The organism is Isoptericola nanjingensis (genome assembly GCF_050311635.1).
Taxonomy (GTDB): Bacteria; Actinomycetota; Actinomycetes; order Actinomycetales; family Cellulomonadaceae; genus Isoptericola; species Isoptericola nanjingensis.
Genome location: NZ_JBNOZL010000009.1, coordinates 179703 through 200897 on the forward strand (window position 1 = coordinate 179703; position 21195 = coordinate 200897).

The following is a 21195-nucleotide window of genomic DNA, read 5'->3' on the forward strand; positions in this document are numbered from 1 at the left end:
ACGCGGGCCCGACGGACGGAGCACCATGAGCCTCGGCTGGACCAAGCACGGCGACGGAAGGCACGTCGGACCCGGCGACGTCGTCGCCCCCGACGAGCGGCTGAGCTGGCCGCGCACCATCGGCATCGGCATGCAGCACGTGGTGGCGATGTTCGGCTCCACGTTCATCGTGCCGCTGATGACGGGGTTCTCGCCTGCCACGACGCTGTTCTTCTCGGCGATCGGCACGGCGCTGTTCCTGCTGATCACGCGCAACCGGCTGCCCAGCTACCTGGGGTCCAGCTTCGCGTTCATCGCCCCGATCCTCGCAGCGACGGCGTCCCACGGGCAGTCCGTGGCGGTGGGCGGGATCCTCGTGACCGGCATTGTGCTGGCCGCGGTTGGCGTCCTGGTGCACTTCGCCGGCGCCCAGTGGATCGACGTCGTCATGCCGCCGGTCGTCACGGGCACGATTGTCGCGCTCATCGGCCTCAACCTGGCTCCGGCCGCGTGGGGAACCTGCAAGGAGAAGGTCGTCGACGGCGCGATCGTCCAGACCTGCGACAACGGGTTCCGCGCGGCACCCCTGACGGCGACGGTCACCCTGGTCGCGATCATCCTCGCGACGGTGCTGTTCAAGGGCATCCTCGGGCGGCTGTCGATCCTGGTCGGCGTGCTGGTCGGCTACATCGCTGCGCTGCTCCTGGGCGAGGTGAGCTTCGCCAAGGTCGAGGCGGCCGACTGGTTCGGCTTCCCGCACTTCGTCACCCCGTCGTTCGAGCCGGCGGTGCTGGGCCTGTTCGTCCCCGTGGTGCTCGTGCTGGTCGCGGAGAACGTCGGCCACGTGAAGTCGGTCGCGGCGATGACGGGCAAGAACCTCGACGACGTCGCCGGCAAGGCCCTGTTCAGCGACGGCCTCGCGACGACGCTCGCGGGCGTCGGCGGCGGCTCCGGCACCACGACGTACGCGGAGAACATCGGCGTCATGGCCGCGACCCGCGTCTACTCGACGGCCGCGTACTGGGTGGCCGCCGCGACGGCCCTGCTGCTGTCGATGTCGCCGAAGTTCGGCGAGCTCATCGCCACCATCCCGGCGGGCGTGCTCGGCGGGGCGACGACGATGCTCTACGGCATGATCGGCATCCTGGGCGCCCGCATCTGGGTGCAGGGCAAGGTGGACTTCGGCAACCCGGTGAATCTCACCACCGCCGCCGTCCCGCTGATCATCGGCATCGCGAACTTCACGTTCTCCGCCGGCGACCTCACCTTCGAGGGCATCGCGATCGGCACCGCGTCCGCGCTGGTGATCTACCACGGCATGCGGGCGATCGCGCGGTGGCGCGGCACCGGCCAGGAGCCCGCATCGCCGGCGTCGGCTCCCGCGGCGGCCGGGACGACGGACTGACGCCAGCCCGGGTGGCCCGGTCCTACTTCTTGGACAGGGTCACCTGGGGGATCGGCGTGATCTCGTCGGCGGGCACGCACCCCTCGACGTCCTCCATCGGGGTCTCGGCGTTCAGCAGCACGCTGTCCTCGCTGAGCGGCGGGCTGTACTCCTCGCCGACCAGCAGGTCGACGGTGTCGCCCTTGCGGTCGTCGAGCACGAGGCGGACGTCGGGGTACTGGGCCGCGAGGGTGTAGGCGCGGGTGATGCCCTTGGTGCCGAACCGCACCTCCGACTGGCCCAGCTTCTCCACCCAGTTGCCGGTGTCGACGATCTTGAACCCGCGCTCGCTGAGGACGTCCTCGTTCGCGCCCGCGAGCGGCTCGCTGCCGTCGGCGGCGTTGTAGACCCGCACCTTGACCTTCGAGTACGGCACGGGCAGGGCGCCGTCGGGCTGGCCCTTGACCTGCGGCAGGCAGGGCTCGGGCTGCGGCGCCTCGGCGACCGGCGTGTAGATGGGTCGCGAGAACGGCGAGCTGAACGCGCCCGAGTACATCGCCGCGGCCGCCAGGCCCGCGAGCAGCAGGAACGCGATGAGGAGCCCGAAGACCACGGCCTGCCGCTCGTGCTCGCGCTTGCGGCGCGTCTCGCGGACCGGGTCAGGGGCAGGTGATGTCACGCGAAGAAACTACCCGAGTTCGAGGGATCGTTCGCGGGAGCGCCGCCGGTCGTGGCGGGAGTCACCGGAGCACGAGGACCCGGGCGTGCAGCACGGGCCGCTGCTGGAGGGCGGCCCGCACGGCGCGGTGCAGACCGTCCTCGAGGTACAGCACGCCCTGGTACTCGACGACGTGGGCGAAGAGGTCGCCGAAGAACGTCGAGTCCTCCGCGAGCAGGTGGTCGAGGTCCAGCGTGCGCTTCGTGGTGACGAGCTCGTCGAGACGCACCTGGCGAGGCGGCACGTCCACCCAGTCCTTGGCGGTGACGTGCCCGTGGTCGGGGTAGGGACGGCCGTCCCCCACGGCCTTGAAGATCATGGCTGCCATCGTAGGGGCGGGCCTGTGACCGGCCGCCTCGTTGCCTCGCGATACGGACACGATCCCGTCACGATCCCGTCACGGGCGGGCCCCGTGGGGGCCCGTGCCGTGCCCGGGAGGACGGGCCTGGTCACGGCCGGGGCGCTGTGGCACGCTGGGACCGACAGCAGCGTGGGAGCGCTCTCATCATGCGGGCGCCGATCAAAGGAGATCGCCGTGGTCCTCGGTTCCTCTCGTCGTCCCTCCACCCCGACGGCGGTCCGGTCGGTCGTCGTCCTCGCCGCGGCCGCGGGCCTCGCCCTCGGCGGGCTCTCGGCGTCGGCGGCGCCGCCACCGCCCCCGGACCCGCAGCTGTGGGTTGACCCGGACAGCTCGACGATCGGTCACGTCGAGGAGCTCGGCCTGACGGGGGACGCGCGCGACGACGCGCTCGCGCTCGCGGGCGTGCCCTCCGCGAGCTGGTTCACCGGCGGTACGCCGCGCGAGGTGAAGCAGGACGTCAAGGACGTCGTCGTGCACGCGCACGCCGACAAGGCGGTCCCCGTGCTGGTCGCCTACAACCTGCCCTTCCGCGACTGCGCGCAGTACTCCGCGGGCGGTGCCACGTCGCTCGCGGAGTACACCGCGTGGATCGACGGGTTCGCGCGCGGGATCGGGAACAAGCAGGCGATCGTGGTCCTCGAGCCCGACGGGCTCGGCATCATCCCCTGGTACACGACCGTCGACGGCAACCAGGAGTGGTGCCGGCCGGCGGAGGCGGACCCGGCCACGGCCGCCGCGGAACGGTTCGCCATGCTCAACCACGCCGTCGACACCCTCGGCGCGCTGCCAGGAACGAAGGTCTACCTCGACGCCGGCAACAGCAAGTGGCTCAACGTCGGAGACAACGCCGACCGCCTCCTCAAGGCGGGCGTCGACCGGGCGGACGGGTTCTTCCTCAACGCCTCGAACTACCAGTACACCGAGAACTCGGTCGCGTACGGGCGGTGGGTCTCGTCGTGCCTCGCGCTCGTCACCCAGGCGGGCGGGGCGTTCGGCGACTGCGGGAACCAGTACTGGAACGGCGGCCCGGCGAACGGGTGGTCGGGCGTGGAGATGTCGCCGTATGGGCGCTGGTCCGCGGACGCCTCCGACCCGGCGCTGAGCACGGCGGGGGTGGACTCGCGGTACGCCGAGCAGCTCGGTGACGTGCGCGCCACGACGTCGTTCGTCGTCGACAGCTCGCGCAACGGGCAGGGGCCGTGGGACCCGGCGACGTCCGAGAACGTGTACGCCGACGCCGAGGACTGGTGCAACCCGCCCGGCCGCGGGCTGGGCCTGCGACCCACGCTGGACACCGGCGAGCCGCTGGTCGACGCCTACCTCTGGATCAAGGTGCCGGGGGAGTCCGACGGCCAGTGCTTCCGCGGCACCGGCGGGCCGCTCGACCCCGAGCGAGGCATGGTGGACCCGCCCGCCGGGCAGTGGTTCGTCGAGCAGGCGGACGAGCTGGTCGAGCTCGCGGTGCCCGCCCTGTCCTGACCGCCGCTACCGGCGCAGCTCCACCAGGTGCCGGGCCGAGTGCGCGACGAACGGGCCGTCGGCCCGGATCCGTTCGTGCAGGTCGCGCAGCTCGGTCCGGTACGCGTCGACCGTGAATCCCGGCACCATCCACACCACCTTGCGCAGGAACCAGACGACGGCGCCGACGTCGTGGAACTCGATCCGCAGGCGCTCGGCCCGCAGGTCGACGAGCTCGAGCCCGGCGGCGCGGGCGGCGGCCATCTCGTCCTCCGGGTCGCGGCCGCGCCGGACCTCCTCGGGCTGGGGGCCGAGGAAGAGCTCGACGAGCTCGAAGACGCTCGCCGGCCCGACGTGCTGCGCCAGGTACGTCCCGCCCGGACGCAGCACGCGCGCGATCTCCGCCCAGCGGGGCACGACCGGGTGCCGGCTCGTGACGAGGTCGAACGCGCCGTCCGCGAAGGGCAGGGGCGGCGAGCCCGGTCCGCCGTCGTCGTGCGCGACGACGGCCACGCCGCGCGGGTGCAGCAGGCGGGTGGCGGCCGCGACGTTGGGCGGCCAACCTTCGGTGGCGACCAGCAGGCGGGGGAGCGTCGGCGCGGCGGCGAGCACCTCGCCCCCGCCCGTCTGCAGGTCGAGCGCGGCGTCGACCGTGCCGAGCCGCTCGTGCAGCAGCCGGGAGAAGCGCCAGCTCGGGCGTTCCTCCGTGGCGCGGCCCTCCAGCCAGGAGAAGTCCCAGCCGGACATCGGTGCGGCGTCGGCCTCGGCGACGAGCTCGTCGAACGTGCGGTCCATCCCGCCATCCTCGGACGCCGACCAGGCGGTTGCTACCGAAATAGCCCGCGACGAGGGCGGATACCGGTGGCAACCGCGTGGTCGGCGCGGGCCGGCCTCGACGACGGGCCCGGGACCACTCTCGTGGTCCCGGGCCCGTCGGTCCGGCGGAGGATGGGGGATTCGAACCCCCGAGGGCGTGAACCCAACACGCTTTCCAAGCGTGCGCCATAGGCCGCTAGGCGAATCCTCCTGGAGCGCGACCCGCATCCTGCGCGGGCAGCCCCAGAAGAATAGCCGACACCCTGCCGTGGCTCCGAATCCTGCCGGGGTGACGGCGGTCTCTACCCTGTCTCCGCCGTGTCGCTGCCGCCGGTTTCGGGACGGGGCGGGGTCTCGGTTAGGCTGTCGTGCAGACCCCTCGTGCGGCACCATCTCGCCGAACTCCCCCAGGGCCGGAAGGCAGCAAGGGTAAGTGAGCTCTGGTGGGTGTGCGAGGGGTCCTTCACGTCAGACCCGGCCCTCGCAGCGTCGCGAGAGTGCCGCGGGTCACAGAATCCACCATGCGGACGGAGAATCGTCCACTGCATGAGATTTCCCGGCGATCGGCTTGGTGAACCGGGCAGCGGGTGGTCACTCTGAGGGCATGCCCCGCATCGCTCCCGCAGCCACCTCGACCGCGCGCACACGCCGTCGCGGCGAGATGTGCCGCGTCGTGATGACGACGGGCCGCATGACCACCTGCCGAATGTGCGAGCTCGGCTGACGCCTCCCCGGCATCGCCCGACGACGTCGTCGTCGCCCCTCCCCGGCCTGCCGGGGAACCCCGTTCTCTGCCGCCTCGAGCTGATGGCCGTGGCCGCCGCACCCACCCCGCTCTCTCACCGGCGCCGTACCCGGCGCCCGCCCGGAAGGACCCACCCGTGTCCCGTACCACCCGCAACCGCCTCCTCACCGTCACCGCGATCGCCGCGGCCGCCACGTTCACGCTGTCCGCCTGCGGCGGCGGCTCGGGCAACGCGGAGGGCGACGGCACGCTCCGCATCGGCGTCGTCGGCGCGTCCGACGACAAGTGGGCCGTCTTCACCGACAAGGCGAAGGAGGAGGGCCTCGACATCGAGCTCGTCGACCTGCAGGACTACACGCAGGCCAACCCCTCCCTCTCGCAGGGCGAGCTGGACGCGAACCAGTTCCAGCACCTGCAGTTCCTCGCCGGCTACAACGTCGACGCCGACGACGACCTGACGCCGATCGGCGCCACCGCCGTCTACCCGCTGGGCCTGTACTCGGAGAAGCACACCTCCCTCGAGGAGATCCCCGCCGGCGGCGAGTTCGCCGTGCCGAACGACCCGACCAACCTGGCCCGCGCGCTCCTCGTGCTGCAGGACGCCGGCCTCATCGAGCTCAAGGACGGCGGCAGCGCCGTCTCCACCGAGGCCGACGTGCTGCCCAGCTCCAAGGTCACCGTCACCCCGGTCGCGGCCGAGCAGACGCCGATCCAGCTGAAGTCCGTGGACGCGTCCATCGTCAACAACGACTTCCTCGCGGACTCGGGCCTCGACCCGGAGTCGGCCCTGTTCCAGGACGACCCCGACTCCGACGCCGCCGCCCCGTACATCAACGTGTGGGTCGCGCGCGCCGAGGACAAGGACGACCCGGACCTGAAGAAGCTGGTCGAGATCTCGCACTCCGACGAGGTCGTCGCCGCCGAGCAGGAGCAGTCCGGCAACACCGCTGTCATCAAGGACAACTCGCCCGAGGAGCTGCAGGAGATCCTGTCCGGCCTCGAGGACGACATCCGCAACGCCTCCTGACCCGACGACGGCCGGGGAACGCGGGCCAGCCCGCGCGCCCCGGCCGTCGTGCTGGGCACGATGGACGGCAGACCGGTCGGGCGGGCGACGGGCAGACCAGTGAGGACGAACAGGTGAGCGACAACACGGCCGGACCGGCCCCCGGGACGCAGGCGATCGAGCTGCGCGGGGTGTCGAAGACGTTCGGCGAGGGCGACCGCGCGGTGCACGCCGTCGACGACGTGTCCCTCACGGTCCGCGCGGGCGAGATCTTCGGCGTCATCGGCTACTCCGGCGCGGGCAAGTCCACGCTGGTGCGCCTCGTGAACGCGCTGGAGACCGTCACGGCGGGCTCCGTGCTCGTCGAGGGCACCGACCTCACCGGGCTGCCGGAGCGCAAGGTCCGCGGGATCCGCGCGCGGATCGGCATGATCTTCCAGCAGTTCAACCTGCTGAGCTCGCGCACCGTCGCGGGCAACGTCGCCTACCCGCTCAAGGTGGCGCGCTGGCCCAAGGAGAAGCGTGCGGCCCGCGTGGCCGAGCTGCTCGAGTTCGTCGGGCTGTCCGACAAGGCGCGCGCGTACCCGCGCCAGCTCTCCGGCGGGCAGAAGCAGCGCGTGGGCATCGCCCGTGCCCTCGCGACGTCGCCCACCATCCTGCTCGCCGACGAGGCGACGTCCGCCCTCGACCCCGAGACCACCCGCGACGTGCTCGCCCTGCTGCGGCGCGTCAACGCGGAGCTCGGCCTCACCATCGTCGTCATCACGCACGAGATGGACGTCGTGCGCTCCCTGTGCGACCGCGTCGCCGTCATGGAGCACGGCAAGGTGGTCGAGGTCGGCGACGTGTACGACGTGTTCTCCGCGCCCAGCGCCGACGCCGCCCAGCGGTTCGTCGGCACGTCCATGCACGACCGGCCCTCGCCCGACGCGCTCGCCCGACTGCGCGAGCGCCACCCCGGGCGCCTCGTCACCGTCGGCGTGCGGGAGGGCGCGAGCTCCGGCACCGAGCTCTTCCGCCTGCTGCGCGAGCACGAGGTGGACGGCTCCGTCGTCTTCGGCGGCATCAGCGAGGTCGGCCAACGGCCGTTCGGCTCGCTCACCGTCGAGCTCGTCGCGCCCGACGACCGCATCGCGGCGTTCCTCGCCGCGCTGCGCGAGCGCGCCGAGGTCGTCGACCTGGGCACCGCTGCGCAGCCGGTCGACGACCCGCGTGCGATCCGCGCCGACCGCGCCCCGCAGGGCGACACCTCCGCGGCGCCCGACGACGAGCTCGGAGATCCCTACCGCGAGGCGCGTGATGCGGTCACCCGCCACGGCTTCTTCGGCAACCTGGGAGGTCGCTCATGAACCGCGACTGGTCCACCCTGTGGCCGCTGCTGTGGGAGGCGTTCGGCCAGACCCTGCAGATGGTCACCATCGCCCTGCTCACGGGCGGCATCGCCGGCCTCGCGCTGGGGCTCGCGCTCTACGTGACCCGGCCGGGAAACCTGCTGGCGAACAAGGCCGTGTTCGGCGTCCTCAACGTGGTCGTCAACGTCGTGCGCCCGATCCCGTTCATCATCTTCGTGACGCTGCTCGGGCCGGTGACGCTGCAGGTCGTGGGCACGACGCTCGGCACGGAGGCGTTCATCTTCCCGCTGTCGGTCATGACAGCGTTCGGGACGTCGCGGATCGTCGAGCAGAACCTCGTCGGGATCGACCCGGGTGTCGTCGAGGCGGCCCGCGCGATGGGGGCGTCGTCGTGGCGCATCATCACGACCGTCCTCGTGCCCGAGGCGCTCGCCCCGCTGATCCTCGGCTACACGTTCCTGTTCATCGCCGTGCTCGACATGTCCGCGATCGCCGGTCTCATCGGCGGCGGCGGGCTCGGTGACTTCGCCCTGCGGTACGGCTACCAGCGCTACAACTGGATGGTCGTGCTGGTCACCGTCGCGGTGATCATCGTCATCGTGCAGGTCGTGCAGTGGGTGGGGAACCGCCTGGCGCGCAAGGTGCTGCACCGCTGACGCCCTCGACGTAGCACCTGGTGGCGGTTCGACGGCCTGAATCGTCACCAGGTGCTACGTCGAGAGCACGCGCGGACCGGCCTGTGCAGCGGCCTCGTCGGTGTCGGCTGCGGCGTCTAGGGTTGGGCGGGTGACGACAGCCCTGTACCGCCGCTACCGGCCCGAGACGTTCGCCGAGGTGATCGGCCAGGAGCACGTCACCGCACCGCTCATGCAGGCCCTGCGCAGCGGGCGCGTCAACCACGCCTACCTGTTCTCCGGGCCGCGCGGGTGCGGCAAGACGACGTCCGCCCGCATCCTCGCGCGCACGCTGAACTGCGCGCGCAACACCCCGGAGACCCCGCTCGACACCCCGTGCGGCGAGTGCCCGTCGTGCGTCGAGCTGGCGCGCGGCGGCCCCGGCTCTCTGGACGTCGTCGAGATCGACGCGGCCAGCCACAACGGCGTCGACGACGCGCGCGACCTCCGCGAGCGCGCCACGTTCGCGCCCGCCCGCGACCGGTACAAGATCTTCATCCTCGACGAGGCGCACATGGTGACGCCGCAGGGCTTCAACGCCCTGCTCAAGATCGTCGAGGAGCCGCCGCCGCACGTGAAGTTCGTCTTCGCGACGACGGAGCCGGACAAGGTGATCGGCACCATCCGGTCGCGCACCCACCACTACCCGTTCCGGCTCGTGCCGCCGGACGTGCTGGGCCCCTACCTCGAGCAGCTCACCGCCGCCGAGGGGATCGAGCTGGGCGGCGGCGTCGTGCCGCTGGTGACCCGCGCGGGCGGCGGCTCCGTGCGCGACAGCCTCTCCGTGCTCGACCAGCTCATCGCCGGCGCGACCGACGGGGTCGTCGAGTACGACACGGCCGTCGGCCTGCTCGGCTTCACGCACGCCACCCTGCTCGACGACGTCGTCGACGCCCTCGCCGCAGGCGACGGCGCGTCGATCTTCCGTGTGGTCGACCAGGTGATCGCCACCGGGCACGAGCCGCGGCGGTTCGTCGAGGACGTGCTGGAGCGGCTGCGCGACCTCATCGTCATCGCCGTCTCCGGCGACGCGGCCGAGGCCGTGCTGCGCGGCCTGCCCGCCGACCAGCTGGAGCGCATGCGCGCCCAGGCGGGGCGCCTCGGCGTGTCCGAGCTGTCGCGCGCGGCCGACCTCGTCAACGCCGCGCTCACCGAGATGACCGGAGCCACGTCGCCCCGGCTGCACCTCGAGCTGCTCTGCGCGCGGCTGCTGCTCCCCGGCGCCGACGACGGCACGGAGGGGCTCGCCGCACGCATCGAGCGGCTCGAGCGAGGCAGGATCGCCGCCGGCGACACGCCCGTGCCGGCCGCGCCGCGCGCTGACCGGGACGTGGCCCCGACGCCCGCCCCGCAGTCGTCCGCAGGCGGAGGCGGCGGGCTGAGCGGCGCTGCCGCCGCACGGGCCGCCCTGCAGGCGAGCCGGCGTCCGGTCGCCGAGCCCGAGGGCGCCGCGGAGCCGGAGCCCACGGTGCCCCAGCCCGAGCCCGTTGCCGAGCCCGAGCCCTCGGTGGTCGAGCCTGTCGAGCCCTCCGCGACCGTCGAGCGCGGGCCCGCGGTGGACGAGCTCGTCGAAGCCCCCGCGACTGTCGAGTCCGAGCCTGCGGTGGACGAGCCCGACGAGCCCGACGAGCCCGACGAGGCCGCAGAGGCTGCCGAGCCCGACGGGCCCGACGAGGTCGAAGAGCCTGCCGAGTCCGCAGCGCCCGCGCCGGTCGAGCCGGTCGAGGCCACCCCGTCCACCGAGCCGGCGCCCGAGCCCGCGCCGTCCGCTCCCGCGAGCGCCGTCACCACCGAGGTGGTCCGGCGGCGGTGGCGCGAGGTCCTGACCGCCATCCAGAGCCCGCAGGCCGCCGCGTTCCTTGGTGAGAACGCCCAGGTGAAGAGCCTGGAGGGCGACGTGCTGCGCCTCGGGTTCGCGCCGGCCGTCGTCGGGCTGGCGCGCCGCGGACGGCCGGAGACCATCTCGGACGCCGTCTATCAGGCGCTGGGTATCGCCGTGCAGGTCGAGATCGTCGAGAACGAGGCCGGCCGGCGTCCGCGGGAGGCCGGCAGCGCTCCGGCCCCGTCCGACCCGGGCGCCGACGCCGCCGAGGAACCCGACGACTCCGGGCGGCCCGCCGAACCCGCGTGGCCCGACGTCCCCTCGCCCGGCGAGGGGCGCTCCGGTGGGGGCGGCGGCGCCACCGCCGGCGGCCCGGGCCCCGGAGCCGGCCCACGCCCGTCCGCCACCACGGTGGCGGCGACCGGGTCGCGCCCGGCCACCGCCGTCGCCGTCGTCGACCCGCCGGCGCCGTCCGCTCCGCGCGCGACGCAGGGTGCCCCGCGGACCCCGCAGCCGCAGCAACAGGCGAGACAGGTCGCCTCGGTCGACGAGGCCGACGCGGCCTGGCTCGCCGGCGTCTCCCTGCACGAGCCCCCGCCCGACGACCTCCCCGAGCCGCCAATGGACGAGCCGGCCGCAGCCCCGGTGGCCCGGCCCGTCGCGCCGCCGCGACCCGCGCCCGAGACACCGCCGGTCGCGAGCGCGCCCGCGGCCGCCCCGGCGTCGTCGTCCCCGCCCGCCCCCGCGGTGCCGCCCGCGCGCGAGACCCCGCGGCAGGCCGCCGAGCGTCGGGTGCGCGAGGCGCAGCAGTCGGAGGGCCGGTCGTCCTGGGCGTCCACGTCCGGAGGGAACCCCGCGGACGACGAGCCGTCCGCCGACGACCCCGACATCGCGTCCGCCGGGCTGGTCGGCGTGCAGCTCGTGGTGCAGGTGCTCGACGGGAAGGTCATCGAGGAGATCGCGGAGCAGCCCTGACATGACCGGCCACGCCACCACCGACGGCACGACCCGCACCACCACGCTGCACATCGTCGCGGCCGTCATCGTGCGCGACGACGGCCGCGCGCTGCTCGTGCGCAAGCGCGGCACGACGGCGTTCATGCAGGTGGGCGGCAAGATCGAGCCGGGCGAGGAGCCCGTCGCCGCGCTCGTGCGGGAGTGCGCCGAGGAGATCGGCCTCGTCGTCGACCCGGCCGCCGTCCGCCCGCTCGGGCGCCGGACCGCCGTGGCCGCCAACGAGCCGGACCACGTGGTCGACGCGCACGTCTTCGAGGTCGCGCTCCCCGCCGGGTTCGCCGTCGAGACGCGCGCCGAGCTCGCCGAGCACGTCTGGGTCGACCCGGCTTCCCCGGTCGCGCCGCACCCGCTCGCGCCGCTGTCCGCGGACCTCATGACCGACGTCGCCGCACGCCGCCCGGCCGGATGAACGACGTCCCGCGCCGCGGGGCGATCCACCACGTCGAGCTCTGGGTGCCCGACCTGCCGCGCGCCGTGCGCTCCTGGGGCTGGCTCCTCGGCGAGCTCGGCTACCGGCCGCACCAGTCGTGGGAGCACGGGCGGTCCTGGCTGCTGGGCGACGGCTACGTCATCGTCGAGCAGAGCCCCGCGCTGACCGCGGCAGCCCACGACCGGCGTCGGCCGGGCCTCAACCACCTCGCCCTGCACGCCGGGTCGCGCGCACAGGTCGACGCGCTCGCTGCCGCCGCACCCCGGCACGGCTGGACGCTCCTCTTCCCGGACCGGCACCCGCACGCCGGCGGCCCCGAGCACTACGCCGCCTATCTCGAGGACGCGGACGGCTTCGAGGCCGAGCTCGTCGCGGGCTGACCGCCCCGGACCGGTACTACCTCGCGGGAGCCCGTACTACCTCGGCAGGGCGGCGCGCAGGTCGTCCAGCCAGCCGGCGAGGTTGGCCACGGAGTCGGGCATGAACGGCACCTCGTCGAGCATGCGCAGGAACCGGGCGGCCGGCACCCACGCGCCCCACGCGACCTCCTCGGGCTGCCACGTGACGGGTCCGTCGTAGGTGCACTCGAAGAGGAACTCGCGCATCCGGGTGCGGTCGTCGGCGTAGTCGGCCACGCCGAGCGGCGCCAGCTCCACGCCGGTCACGCCGAGCTCCTCCGCCAGCTCGCGGCGCGCGGAGTCGAGCGGCTCCTCGCCGGCGCGCAGCACGCCGCCCGCGCAGAAGTCGTACCGGCCGGGGTACAGGTCCTTCGTGTCGGTGCGGCGGTGCACGTAGACGTCGCCGGCGGCGTTGCGCACGACGACGGCGGTAGCCGCGTGCCGCAGGTTCTCCGCGCGCACCTGCGCGCGTGGCGCCGTCCCGCACTCGCGCCCCGCCTCGTCGTACAGCGCCACGACCTCGGCCCCCGCGACCTCGCCCATACGAGCATCCTGCCGCACCCGCCGGCCGGCATGACAGATGTCACGGCCCGCCCGTGCGCGGCTCACGTCACCCGGTGACGGGCGGCACTACCTGCGACGACGCCCCGCGGGGAGGGTGGAGGCATGACTTCGGAACCCATCGTCCACGTCCGCGGGGCACGCCGCCGGTACGGCACGTTCGAGGCCGTCCGCGGGGTCGACCTCGACGTCCACCGCGGGGAGCTCGTCGCCCTGCTCGGCACCAACGGCGCGGGCAAGACGTCGTTCGTCGAGCTCGTCGAGGGGCTCGCGCCTGCCTCCGGCGGCACGGTCCGCGTGCTCGGTCACGACCCGTACAGCGAGCGGCGGCGCGTCGTGGGGTCCCTCGGGATCATGCTGCAGAGCGCCGGGTTCTCCGGCGACCTCACGGTCGCGGAGACGGCGCGCACCTGGGCCGGCACCCTGTCGCGCCCGCAACCGGTCGCCGACGTCCTCGGCGCGGTCGGGCTGGAGCACCGCGCCGACGTGCGCGTCGCCAGCCTCTCGGGCGGGGAGAAGCGCCGCCTGGACCTGGCGCTCGCCACCCTGGGCGACCCCGAGCTCCTCTTCCTCGACGAGCCCACGACCGGCCTCGACCCGGAGAGCCGCCGCGCCACCTGGGCGCTGGTGCAGGGCATGCTCGACGCGGGCACCACGGTGCTGCTCACCACGCACTACCTCGAGGAGGCGGAGCAGCTCGCCGACCGGATCGCGATCATGCAGGCCGGCCGCGTGGTGCGGACGGGGTCGGTGGCCGACGTCGTCGCCGCCGAGCCCGCCCGCGTCGAGGCGGTGGTGCGCAACGACGGCGGCCGGGCCGTCACGCCCGCGGTGGCGGACCTGCCCGCGCTGGCCGGCCTCGTCGGCGCACCCGACGTCGACCGCACCGGCCGCCTGCGGCTGCGCACCACGCGCCTGCAGGACGACCTGCTCATCCTGCTGCAGTGGGCCGACGCCCGGCGCCTGCGGCTCGACGACCTCGACGCCCGGGCGGCGTCGCTCGAGCAGGCGTTCCTCGCCCTCGACGACACCGCCGGCACGCCCGGCGCGCAGCGCACGACCGACACGGAGGCAGCGGCATGACCACCACGACCACCACCCCCGCCCGGGCCACCCCGGGCACGGGCGGCGGCGCCCGCCGCGTCGCGGCGCTCGCCCGCGCAGAGCTGCGCCTGCTCGTGCGCAACCGCACCGCGCTGTTCAACGCGCTCGCCCTCCCGCCGATGACGGTCGGGCTGTTCGCCGCGCTCGGCGTCGTCGGGGACGGGACGCCCGCCGCGGCGGGCGCCGTCCTGCTGAACCTGCTGACGTTCATGGCGCTCGCGTTCGTCGTCTACTACAACCTCACCGTCGCGTTCGTGGCCCGGCGCGAGGAGCTGGTGCTCAAGCGCTACCTCGTGGGGGAGTGCTCCCGGGCGGAGATCCTGGTCGGCACCGCGGTGCCCGCGGTCGTGGTGGCGCTGGCGCAGACGCTGCTGGGGATCGTCGCGGTGTCGGTGTTCCTCACGCCGCCGGCGTTCGTCAACCCGCTGCTGATGGTCGTGGCCGTGCTCGGCGGGGCCGCGATGCTCACGGTGCTGGCCGCCGCGACGTCCGGCCTGTCCCGCACCGTGGAGTCCGCGCAGCTCACCACGCTGCCGCTGCTCGTCGTCGCGATCCCGTTCGCCGGCCTCTTCGGAGCGCCCGGTGCGTCGAGCGGCGTGCTCGACACGATCGGCACGTTCACCCCGCTGCGCCCGATCACCGACCTCATGCTGCTCGGCGCCGGCGGGATCGACGGGGACGGCCAGGTGGTGACGTTCGCCGAGACGTTCGGCGCCGCCGCGCTGCCTGCCGCCGTGCTCGCCGCGTGGACCGTCGTGGGCGTGCTCGCCGCCCGGCGGTGGATGCGCTGGGAGCCGCGTCGGTGACCCACCTGCCACCGGGGCGGCCGGTCCTGGCACCATGGCAGGCTGACGGCGTGAGAACACGTCGTCGGCCCGCCACGGCCCTGGCAGGTGGTGCGCGCGGGGTCGAGACGTACACCCGCGTGAGCCTCTACTCGTTCGTCCTCCTCGAGCCCTTCTTCTCCCTGTACGCGGTGGCGGCGCTGGCCGGCACGGACGAGGTCCCCGCGGTCGGCCCGGCGGCGGTCCTGGCGGCCCTGGGCCTCGTGCACGTGGCGCTGTGCCTCGGCACCATCCACGTCGGGTTCGACGAGCCGCTGACCACCGGGCGGCGCCGCCCCCGCCCGGTGGTCGCTGCGCTGCTCGCGGTGACGGGTGCCGTCGTGGTCGTCTCCGTCGTCGTGCTGCCCGAGGCCGTCGGGGACGGCCTCATGGGCGACCCGCGCAGCATGATGATCGCGGTGGCCGGGGCGGCGACGTGCGGGGCGCTCGCCGTCGCGACCCCGATCCGGCGCGTGCTGACCGTGGGACTTGCTGTGCCGGTCGTCGTCATCGGCGTCAGGCTCGCCTCCGACCCGACCGCCGGGACGGTCGCGTCCGCGCTCGGCACCGGCCTGGGCGCGTACGTGTTCCTCCTGTTCTGGGCGTCGACGGTGCGGCTGTCCATGTGGATCGTCGAGGTGGTGCGCGAGCTCGACACCGCGCGGCAGGCCTCGGCGCGGCTCGCCGTCGCGGAGGAGCGGCTGCGCATCGCGCGCGACATGCACGACGTCGTCGGCCGAGCGCTGTCCGCCGTCGCGGTGAAGTCCGAGCTCGCCGCCGCGCTCGCGCGCCGCGGCGACCCGCGGGGTGCCGACGAGATGGACGACGTGCGCTCGCTCGCCCAGGACTCCCTGCGCGAGGTGCGCCGCGTCGTCGCCGGCTACCGGGCGGCCGACCTGTCGACGGAGCTCGACGGAGCCCGGTCCGTGCTGCGCGCGGCGGGGGTGACCGTGCGGGTCGTGGGCGAGGTGCCGGAGCTGGCGGCCCCGCAGGCCGACGCGCTGGCCTGGGTGGTGCGCGAGGCCGTCACGAACATCGTGCGGCACTCCGCCGCACGCGAGTGCCGGATCGATCTTGACCAGCAGGAGGAGACGGGGGAGATGGTGCTGAGGGTGAGCAACGACGGAGCCCGCGTGGGCGTCGCCGGGGTGGCCGGGCTGGAGGGCGGCGCCGGCCTCGTCGGGCTGCGGGAGCGGCTCGCCGCCGTCGGGGGAGCGCTCGACGTGGCGGCCGACGGCGACCGGTTCGTCCTCACGGCCCGCGTGCCGGGGGAGGTGGACGCGTGATCCGCGTGGTGCTCGCCGACGACGAGACGCTGATCCGGGACGCGGTCGCCCAGCTGCTCGCCCTCGAGGACGATCTCGAGGTCGTGGCGGTCGCGGGGAACGGGACGGAGGCCGTGGCGACGATCGAGCGACACGCCCCCGACGTGGCGGTGCTTGACCTGCAGATGCCGGGCGCCGACGGGATCGAGGTCGCCGAGGCGGTCCGCAGGACGGTGCCGGCCTGCGGTGTCGTCATCGTCACGAGCCACGGCAGACCCGGGCACCTCAAGAAGGCGCTCGCCGCGGGGGTCCGGGGCTTCCTGCCCAAGTCGGTGTCGGCGGCCGTGCTGGCGGGCGCCGTACGACAGGTCGCGGGCGGCGGCCGGTACGTGGACCCGGAGCTCGCGGCCGACGCGATCTCCGCGGGCGACTCGCCCCTGACCGCGCGCGAGGCGGACGTGCTCGAGCTCGCGGCGGACGGCGCCCCCGTCGAGGAGATCGCGGAGCGCGCCGCCCTGGCGCCCGGCACGGTGCGCAACTACCTGTCGTCGGCGGTGGCGAAGCTCGGCGTCGCGAACCGGCACGAGGCCGTCCGGCTGGCGCGCGCCAAGGGCTGGATCTGAGAGGCCGGAGCGTCCCCGCCAGCCCGTAGGCTGGACCCTTGTGTACGAGGGCGCAGTCCAGGACCTGATCGACGAGCTCGGCCGCCTCCCCGGCGTCGGGCCCAAGAGCGCGCAGCGGATCGCGTTCCACCTGCTCGCGGCGGACGCGGCCGACGTGCGCCGGCTCGCCGACGCGCTCACCGAGGTCAAGGCGCGCGTGCAGTTCTGCGAGACGTGCGGCAACGTCGCCGAGTCGGAGCGGTGCCGCATCTGTGCCGACCCGCGCCGCTCCGACGACGTGATCTGCGTGGTCGAGGAGCCCAAGGACGTCGTCGCGATCGAGCGCACCCGCGAGTTCCGCGGCAGGTACCACGTGCTCGGCGGCGCCATCAACCCGATCGAGAACGTCGGCCCCGACGACCTGCGCATCAGCCAGCTCATGACGCGCCTCGCCGACGGCACGGTCACCGAGGTCATCCTCGCCACCGACCCCAACATCGAGGGCGAGGCGACGGCCACGTACCTGTCGCGGCTCATCGCGCCCATGGGCGTCACCGTCTCCCGCCTCGCGTCGGGTCTGCCCGTCGGGGGAGACTTGGAGTACGCGGACGAGGTGACCCTCGGCCGCGCGTTCGAGGGCCGGCGGGTCGTCGGCGGCTGACCAGCCGAGACGCACCCGAGACTCGCACCGACCGCATCACCGACGCCGCCACCGCGGCGGGAGGGGGCAGCACCGTGGGGGAGATCGAGGCGGGATCGGAGTTCCGGGACGTCGCCGAGCAGATGTCCGCGCAGGCACGCGTGTTCCTCTCGACGACGACCCAGGTCGCGTCGGGCGCCGCGCCGGGCGCGGAGATCGCGCTGCTCATCCTCGCGACGTCCGACCTGCTGTCCGCGGGCGCGCGGCTCGCCGCCATCGTGGACGTCGTCCCTGCCGAGCGGTGGGAGCCCGACGCCGGGCCCGAGACCGACGTCGATCCGCTGCGCGACGCGCTCGCGCAGATGTTCGACGGCTTCGACGACTACGTCGAGGTGTCCGACCCGGCGCTGAGCGCCGACGTCGCGCCCGCGACGCTGTCCGGCGACCTGGCGTGCGTCGCCGAGGAGATCGCCAAGGGCTTGCAGCACTTCGACGACGGCCACGAGCTCGAGGGCCTGTGGTGGTGGCAGTTCAGCTACCTGTCGGTGTGGGGCGAGCGCGCGTCGTCGGCGCTGCGCGTGCTGCAGGGCGTGCTGGCGCACCTGCGGCTCGACGTCGCGGACGACGTCGCCGCCGAGGCGGAGTACGACGCCCTGCACTCCTGAGCCCGGGCGGGGCTCGTCAGCCCGCGGCCGCCGCCGCGCGGGCGTAGTGCTCGCGCTGCGCGGGGTAGTACGACTCCCACGCCACCGAGTCCGCACCCCGGCCCGAGCGCACCGCGACGAGCCGGTCGAGGTAGTACTCCCACCCGGGCCCGATCGAGGCGACGTCGTCGTCCGCGCCCAGCCGCTGCCGGAACGTCAGCGTCGTCACGCCGTCGTCCTCCGAGAGGTCGAGCGCCAGGTGCCAGACCCCGCCGGGGGCGGCCGTGTCGACGGCGTACCCGCGCGGCGGCTCGCACCGCGTGATGACGCACTCGGCGGCCTCGGCGTCCGCGCTCTCGGCGGTCATGAAGAACTGGATCGTGCCGGTCGCCGGGTCGCCCTCCCAGCGGCCGACCCACGCCTCGAGCGGTCCGGGCTCGGTGATGCTGGCCCACACGTCGGCGGCGTCGGCGTCGAACCTGCGCACGACGACGAGCTCGCGCCCGCCGGGCCCGTGCTCGACGGTGCCGGTCGCCGCGACGGCGGGGCGCTGCTCGTCCGTCATGCCTCCCAGGGTGGCACGGAGAGGCGTGCGTCGGGAGAGGGGACGGGCACCGGCCGACGGCGGGCATGACAGGATTCCCCGGTGCCCGACCTCGACACCCTCACCATCGTGCTGCTCGTGCTGGCCGGGCTCACCGCCGGCTGGGTCGACGCCGTCGTGGGCGGCGGCGGCCTGATCCAGCTCCCCGCGCTGCTGCTGGTGCCCGGCATCTCGCCGGTGCAGGCGCTGGCCACCAACAAGCTGGGCTCGATCATGGGCACGTCCACCAGTGCCGTGACCTATTACCGGCGCGTGGGCCCGGACCTCACGACGGCGGGACCGATGGCGGTCGCCGCGCTGGTGGGGGCGTTCGGCGGCGCCGCCCTGGCGAGCCGCATCCCGGCCGACCTGTTCAAGCCGATCATCCTCGTCGTGCTGATCGGCGTGGCCACGTACACCGTGCTCAAGCCGAAGCTCGGTGCGCACGACAACCTCCGCTGGGAGGGCAACCGGCACCGCTGGACGGCCGCGGGCATCGGCCTCGTCATCGGCGCGTACGACGGGCTGCTCGGCCCGGGCACCGGCACCTTCCTCGTCATCGCGCTGGTGAGCGTGCTGGGGTACGCCTTCCTGCCGGCGTCGGCGCTGGCCAAGATCGTCAACTTCGCGACCAACCTCGGCGCGCTGCTGTTCTTCGTGCCGCACGGCGCCGTCCTGTGGGGCCTCGGGCTGATGATCGGCGCCGCCAACCTCGTGGGCGCGTACGTCGGGGCGCGGATGGCGGTGGCGAAGGGCAGCGCGTTCGTGCGCGTCATCTTCGTCGTCGTGGTGGGCGCCCTGATCGTGAAGCTGGGCTACGACGTCGTCACCGGCGCCTAGCGGTGCGACGGGCCGGCGGGGAACTCGTTCAGCAGCGCTGACGTGACCTTCACGTCCCGCAGCTCGCTCCAGCCGACCGCACGCGTGAGCCGCCACCAGGCGTCTCTCGTGTAGACGCGCTCCCTGCGGCCCTCGTGGATCCGGTAGAGGTAGCCCGTCCGGTCGGACCTGGCGAAGAACGAGATGGGCTCGACGTCGAAGGCGTCCTTGGCCCGGTCGGGGATCCGGGGGGCGGTGCAGTCGCCACCCCAGTGGCGCACGGTGCCGCAGGCGGTCGCCCACATGAGGTCGCCGTTGCCGTCGAGCATGACGTAGCGGCCGGACGGCACCCGGGCCCAGCGGGAGTCGAAGTCGGTGCCCCGCTCCAGGCTCGTCAGGAACGTGCGGCTCGCGTACGAGGCCCGGCCGAGCCGCTTCGCCAGCGCGGCGCGCGCCCTGGTGCTCGTGAGGAGGTGCCGGGTGCTGCCGGAGACGAACCACACCTCGTCGCGGGTGGCGTGCGGCCGGTACTCGACGAGGTACCCGGTGCTCTTGTTCCACAGGTGTCCCCACCTGGCCTGGTCGTGCGCGACCTTGCTGCGGATCTCGGTCATGCGCCGGGAGATCGAGGCCCCCGGGCAGGCGGTGCTGCCCACGTCGCGGTGCCCGGAGATCCGGGCCTCGCGCGAGCCGTCGAGGGTGGTGTAGCCGCGGGCCGGGACGCCGTGCAGGGCGAGCTTCCAGGCCAGCAGGTCGATGACGCCGCGGACGGCCGCGTCGCTGACGGTGGCCTGCTCGTAGTTGCCGAGGACCGAGACGCCGACGGTCTCGTCGTTCACCCCCACGGCGTGCGCCCCGACGATCTCGAGCTCGACGCCGCCGGTGCGTCCCTCCCAGATGCGGCCCCACCGGTCGACGAGGAAGTTGTAGCCGATGTCGCCCCAGCCGCGGGTCTTCGCGTGGTACGTGTAGATGCCGCGGATGATCGACGGCACCTGCGAGGACGTGTAGCTGTTGGTCCCGGCGGTGTGGTGGATGATCGCGCCCTCGACCTGCCCCTGCCGCGGGGTCCAGGTCATGAGGGACTCGTCGGCGCCCCAGTCGGCGCGGGACCGGATGGCTGGGCCGTCGTGCTGGTCCCCGGTCGCCACGGCGCCCGGGAGCCGCACGACGCCGCCGGCGCCCTTCCCGAAGGGTGAGAGAGCGCCGTCGTCGTCGAGCGACGGGTCCGCGGCGGCGCGGTCCACCGCCCCCCGGCCGGGGTCGACGACGACGAGCTCGACGTCGCGCACGCCCTCGGCCGCGACGTTCCCGACCGCCACCTCGACCCGGTCCACCTCCCCGACGACGAGGGGCGCGGACCCGCCCTCGGGCGCGCCCGGATCGGGGGCCTCGACCTCCATCGGGCCCCAGGCCGACCAGGTGGCCCCGCCGTCGTCGGAGGTGCGGGCCGCGACGTCCAGGTCGGCGTCGGCGCGACCCGACCACGTGACGCCGACGGTCGCGAACCCGCTGACGTCGGAGGTGGCGGTGACGACGTCGTCGCCCGTGGCCCGCGCCTCGTCCGAGCCGAAGGTGCGGGCGGTGCCGGGGGCGGGCGGTGCCGCCGGCGTCACCTCGACGGTCGCCTCGACGGCGGACGGGTCGCCGCCCGCGCCGCCCCCGGCGGACGTCGTGGCGGACCGCGCCGGGAGGTGCGGCACCGCCACGGTCGCGGGAGCCCCGGTGGCGACGAGCGCGAGCGCCACGGCGACGGCGGCGGCGGATGTCCAGCGGCGTGCTGTCATCGGTCGGTCTCCTGGCGCGGACGGCAGGTGGACGACGCCAACATAGACCGGCTCGTGCCGTCGCGCGGCCCGGAGCGCGCGGGCCGACCCGGACCGCACGGCGCCGGCGGTGCCGGGTGCGCACGGGTGCCACGATGCGAGACGGCGGCGGTCGGCCCGCCGGGACGGCACGTACCATCGACGGGCAAGCACAAGCCCCGGCGGAC

The 21195-nt window shown here is 74.2% G+C and carries 21 protein-coding genes, 1 tRNA gene and 1 other RNA gene; 16 read left to right on the forward strand and 7 right to left on the reverse strand.

What is annotated here, in order from left to right:
- Positions 1-25: 25 nt before the first annotated feature.
- Positions 26-1384, forward strand: coding sequence for a uracil-xanthine permease family protein (locus ACQP6G_RS18755; protein WP_429766585.1), 1359 nt, complete (start codon positions 26-28; stop codon positions 1382-1384).
- A 22-nt stretch (positions 1385-1406) separates the two neighbouring features.
- On the opposite strand, the gene ACQP6G_RS18760 is transcribed toward ACQP6G_RS18755, so the two are convergent.
- Both ACQP6G_RS18760 and ACQP6G_RS18765 read right to left on the reverse strand, forming a co-directional pair.
- Positions 1407-2042, reverse strand: coding sequence for a LytR C-terminal domain-containing protein (locus ACQP6G_RS18760; RefSeq protein ID WP_429766587.1), 636 nt, complete (start codon positions 2040-2042; stop codon positions 1407-1409).
- A gap of 61 nt (positions 2043-2103) precedes the next feature.
- On the reverse strand, positions 2104-2400 hold the full coding sequence (locus ACQP6G_RS18765; protein WP_380320948.1) for a type II toxin-antitoxin system VapB family antitoxin: 297 nt from the start codon (positions 2398-2400) through the stop codon (positions 2104-2106).
- A gap of 216 nt (positions 2401-2616) precedes the next feature.
- On the opposite strand from ACQP6G_RS18765, the gene ACQP6G_RS18770 reads away from it, so the two are divergent.
- Positions 2617-3921, forward strand: a complete 1305-nt coding sequence (locus ACQP6G_RS18770; RefSeq protein ID WP_429766588.1) for a glycoside hydrolase family 6 protein — start codon at positions 2617-2619, stop codon at positions 3919-3921.
- Between the two features lie 6 nt (positions 3922-3927).
- On the opposite strand, the gene ACQP6G_RS18775 is transcribed toward ACQP6G_RS18770, so the two are convergent.
- A complete protein-coding gene (locus ACQP6G_RS18775; RefSeq protein WP_429766590.1) occupies positions 3928-4695 on the reverse strand; it encodes a class I SAM-dependent methyltransferase in 768 nt (255 codons plus the stop codon).
- Positions 4696-4842: 147 nt separating this feature from the next.
- Positions 4843-4927: transfer RNA gene (locus ACQP6G_RS18780), tRNA-Ser, on the reverse strand.
- 159 nt (positions 4928-5086) lie between these two features.
- Between ACQP6G_RS18780 and ffs the strand changes: the two genes are divergently transcribed.
- The 7 genes from ffs to ACQP6G_RS18815 all read left to right on the forward strand — a co-directional run bounded on the left by ffs (position 5087) and on the right by ACQP6G_RS18815 (position 12142).
- Positions 5087-5183, forward strand: an RNA gene (ffs, locus tag ACQP6G_RS18785) — signal recognition particle sRNA small type.
- 414 nt (positions 5184-5597) lie between these two features.
- Positions 5598-6488 carry a MetQ/NlpA family ABC transporter substrate-binding protein gene (locus tag ACQP6G_RS18790; protein WP_429766592.1) on the forward strand — a complete coding sequence of 297 codons (891 nt, stop codon included), beginning with the start codon at positions 5598-5600 and terminating at the stop codon, positions 6486-6488.
- Between the two features lie 113 nt (positions 6489-6601).
- Positions 6602-7816, forward strand: coding sequence for a methionine ABC transporter ATP-binding protein (locus ACQP6G_RS18795; protein ID WP_429766594.1), 1215 nt, complete (start codon positions 6602-6604; stop codon positions 7814-7816).
- A complete protein-coding gene (locus tag ACQP6G_RS18800; RefSeq protein WP_429766595.1) occupies positions 7813-8475 on the forward strand; it encodes a methionine ABC transporter permease in 663 nt (220 codons plus the stop codon). The genes ACQP6G_RS18795 and ACQP6G_RS18800 overlap by 4 nt, the downstream gene beginning before the upstream one ends.
- A 130-nt stretch (positions 8476-8605) precedes the next feature.
- Entirely contained in the window at positions 8606-11290 is a 2685-nt protein-coding gene (locus ACQP6G_RS18805) for a DNA polymerase III subunit gamma and tau (protein ID WP_429766597.1), read from the forward strand.
- 1 nt (position 11291) lies between these two features.
- On the forward strand, positions 11292-11741 hold the full coding sequence (locus tag ACQP6G_RS18810) for an NUDIX hydrolase (RefSeq protein ID WP_429766598.1): 450 nt from the start codon (positions 11292-11294) through the stop codon (positions 11739-11741).
- Complete coding sequence (locus ACQP6G_RS18815) at positions 11738-12142, forward strand: VOC family protein (protein ID WP_429766600.1); 405 nt, start codon at positions 11738-11740, stop codon at positions 12140-12142. The genes ACQP6G_RS18810 and ACQP6G_RS18815 overlap by 4 nt, the downstream gene beginning before the upstream one ends.
- 36 nt (positions 12143-12178) lie before the next feature.
- Here ACQP6G_RS18815 and ACQP6G_RS18820 read toward each other — a convergent pair whose 3' ends face one another.
- Positions 12179-12703: an NUDIX hydrolase gene (locus ACQP6G_RS18820; protein WP_429766601.1), complete on the reverse strand. Its 525-nt coding sequence runs from the start codon at positions 12701-12703 to the stop codon at positions 12179-12181.
- A gap of 123 nt (positions 12704-12826) precedes the next feature.
- Here ACQP6G_RS18820 and ACQP6G_RS18825 point away from each other — a divergent pair, with 123 nt between their 5' ends.
- The 6 genes from ACQP6G_RS18825 to ACQP6G_RS18850 all read left to right on the forward strand — a co-directional run bounded on the left by ACQP6G_RS18825 (position 12827) and on the right by ACQP6G_RS18850 (position 17821).
- The gene (locus tag ACQP6G_RS18825) at positions 12827-13804 is read left to right on the forward strand and encodes an ABC transporter ATP-binding protein (protein WP_429766602.1); all 978 of its coding nucleotides are present in this window, start codon (positions 12827-12829) and stop codon (positions 13802-13804) included.
- On the forward strand, positions 13801-14631 hold the full coding sequence (locus tag ACQP6G_RS18830; RefSeq protein ID WP_429766604.1) for an ABC transporter permease: 831 nt from the start codon (positions 13801-13803) through the stop codon (positions 14629-14631). Before ACQP6G_RS18825 ends, ACQP6G_RS18830 begins: the two co-directional genes overlap by 4 nt.
- A gap of 50 nt (positions 14632-14681) precedes the next feature.
- On the forward strand, positions 14682-15935 hold the full coding sequence (locus ACQP6G_RS18835) for a sensor histidine kinase (RefSeq protein WP_429766606.1): 1254 nt from the start codon (positions 14682-14684) through the stop codon (positions 15933-15935).
- On the forward strand, positions 15932-16537 hold the full coding sequence (locus tag ACQP6G_RS18840) for a response regulator (protein WP_429766607.1): 606 nt from the start codon (positions 15932-15934) through the stop codon (positions 16535-16537). The genes ACQP6G_RS18835 and ACQP6G_RS18840 overlap by 4 nt, the downstream gene beginning before the upstream one ends.
- 40 nt (positions 16538-16577) lie before the next feature.
- Entirely contained in the window at positions 16578-17177 is a 600-nt protein-coding gene (recR, locus tag ACQP6G_RS18845) for a recombination mediator RecR (RefSeq protein WP_429766609.1), read from the forward strand.
- A 74-nt stretch (positions 17178-17251) separates the two neighbouring features.
- Positions 17252-17821 carry a DUF5063 domain-containing protein gene (locus ACQP6G_RS18850; RefSeq protein ID WP_429766611.1) on the forward strand — a complete coding sequence of 190 codons (570 nt, stop codon included), beginning with the start codon at positions 17252-17254 and terminating at the stop codon, positions 17819-17821.
- 16 nt (positions 17822-17837) lie between these two features.
- On the opposite strand, the gene ACQP6G_RS18855 is transcribed toward ACQP6G_RS18850, so the two are convergent.
- Positions 17838-18365 carry an SRPBCC domain-containing protein gene (locus ACQP6G_RS18855; RefSeq protein ID WP_429766613.1) on the reverse strand — a complete coding sequence of 176 codons (528 nt, stop codon included), beginning with the start codon at positions 18363-18365 and terminating at the stop codon, positions 17838-17840.
- An 81-nt stretch (positions 18366-18446) separates the two neighbouring features.
- On the opposite strand from ACQP6G_RS18855, the gene ACQP6G_RS18860 reads away from it, so the two are divergent.
- Positions 18447-19223, forward strand: coding sequence for a TSUP family transporter (locus tag ACQP6G_RS18860; RefSeq protein ID WP_429766615.1), 777 nt, complete (start codon positions 18447-18449; stop codon positions 19221-19223).
- Here ACQP6G_RS18860 and ACQP6G_RS18865 read toward each other — a convergent pair.
- A complete protein-coding gene (locus ACQP6G_RS18865) occupies positions 19220-20989 on the reverse strand; it encodes a peptidoglycan recognition protein family protein (protein ID WP_429766616.1) in 1770 nt (589 codons plus the stop codon). The genes ACQP6G_RS18860 and ACQP6G_RS18865 overlap by 4 nt on opposite strands.
- Positions 20990-21195: the final 206 nt, after the last annotated feature.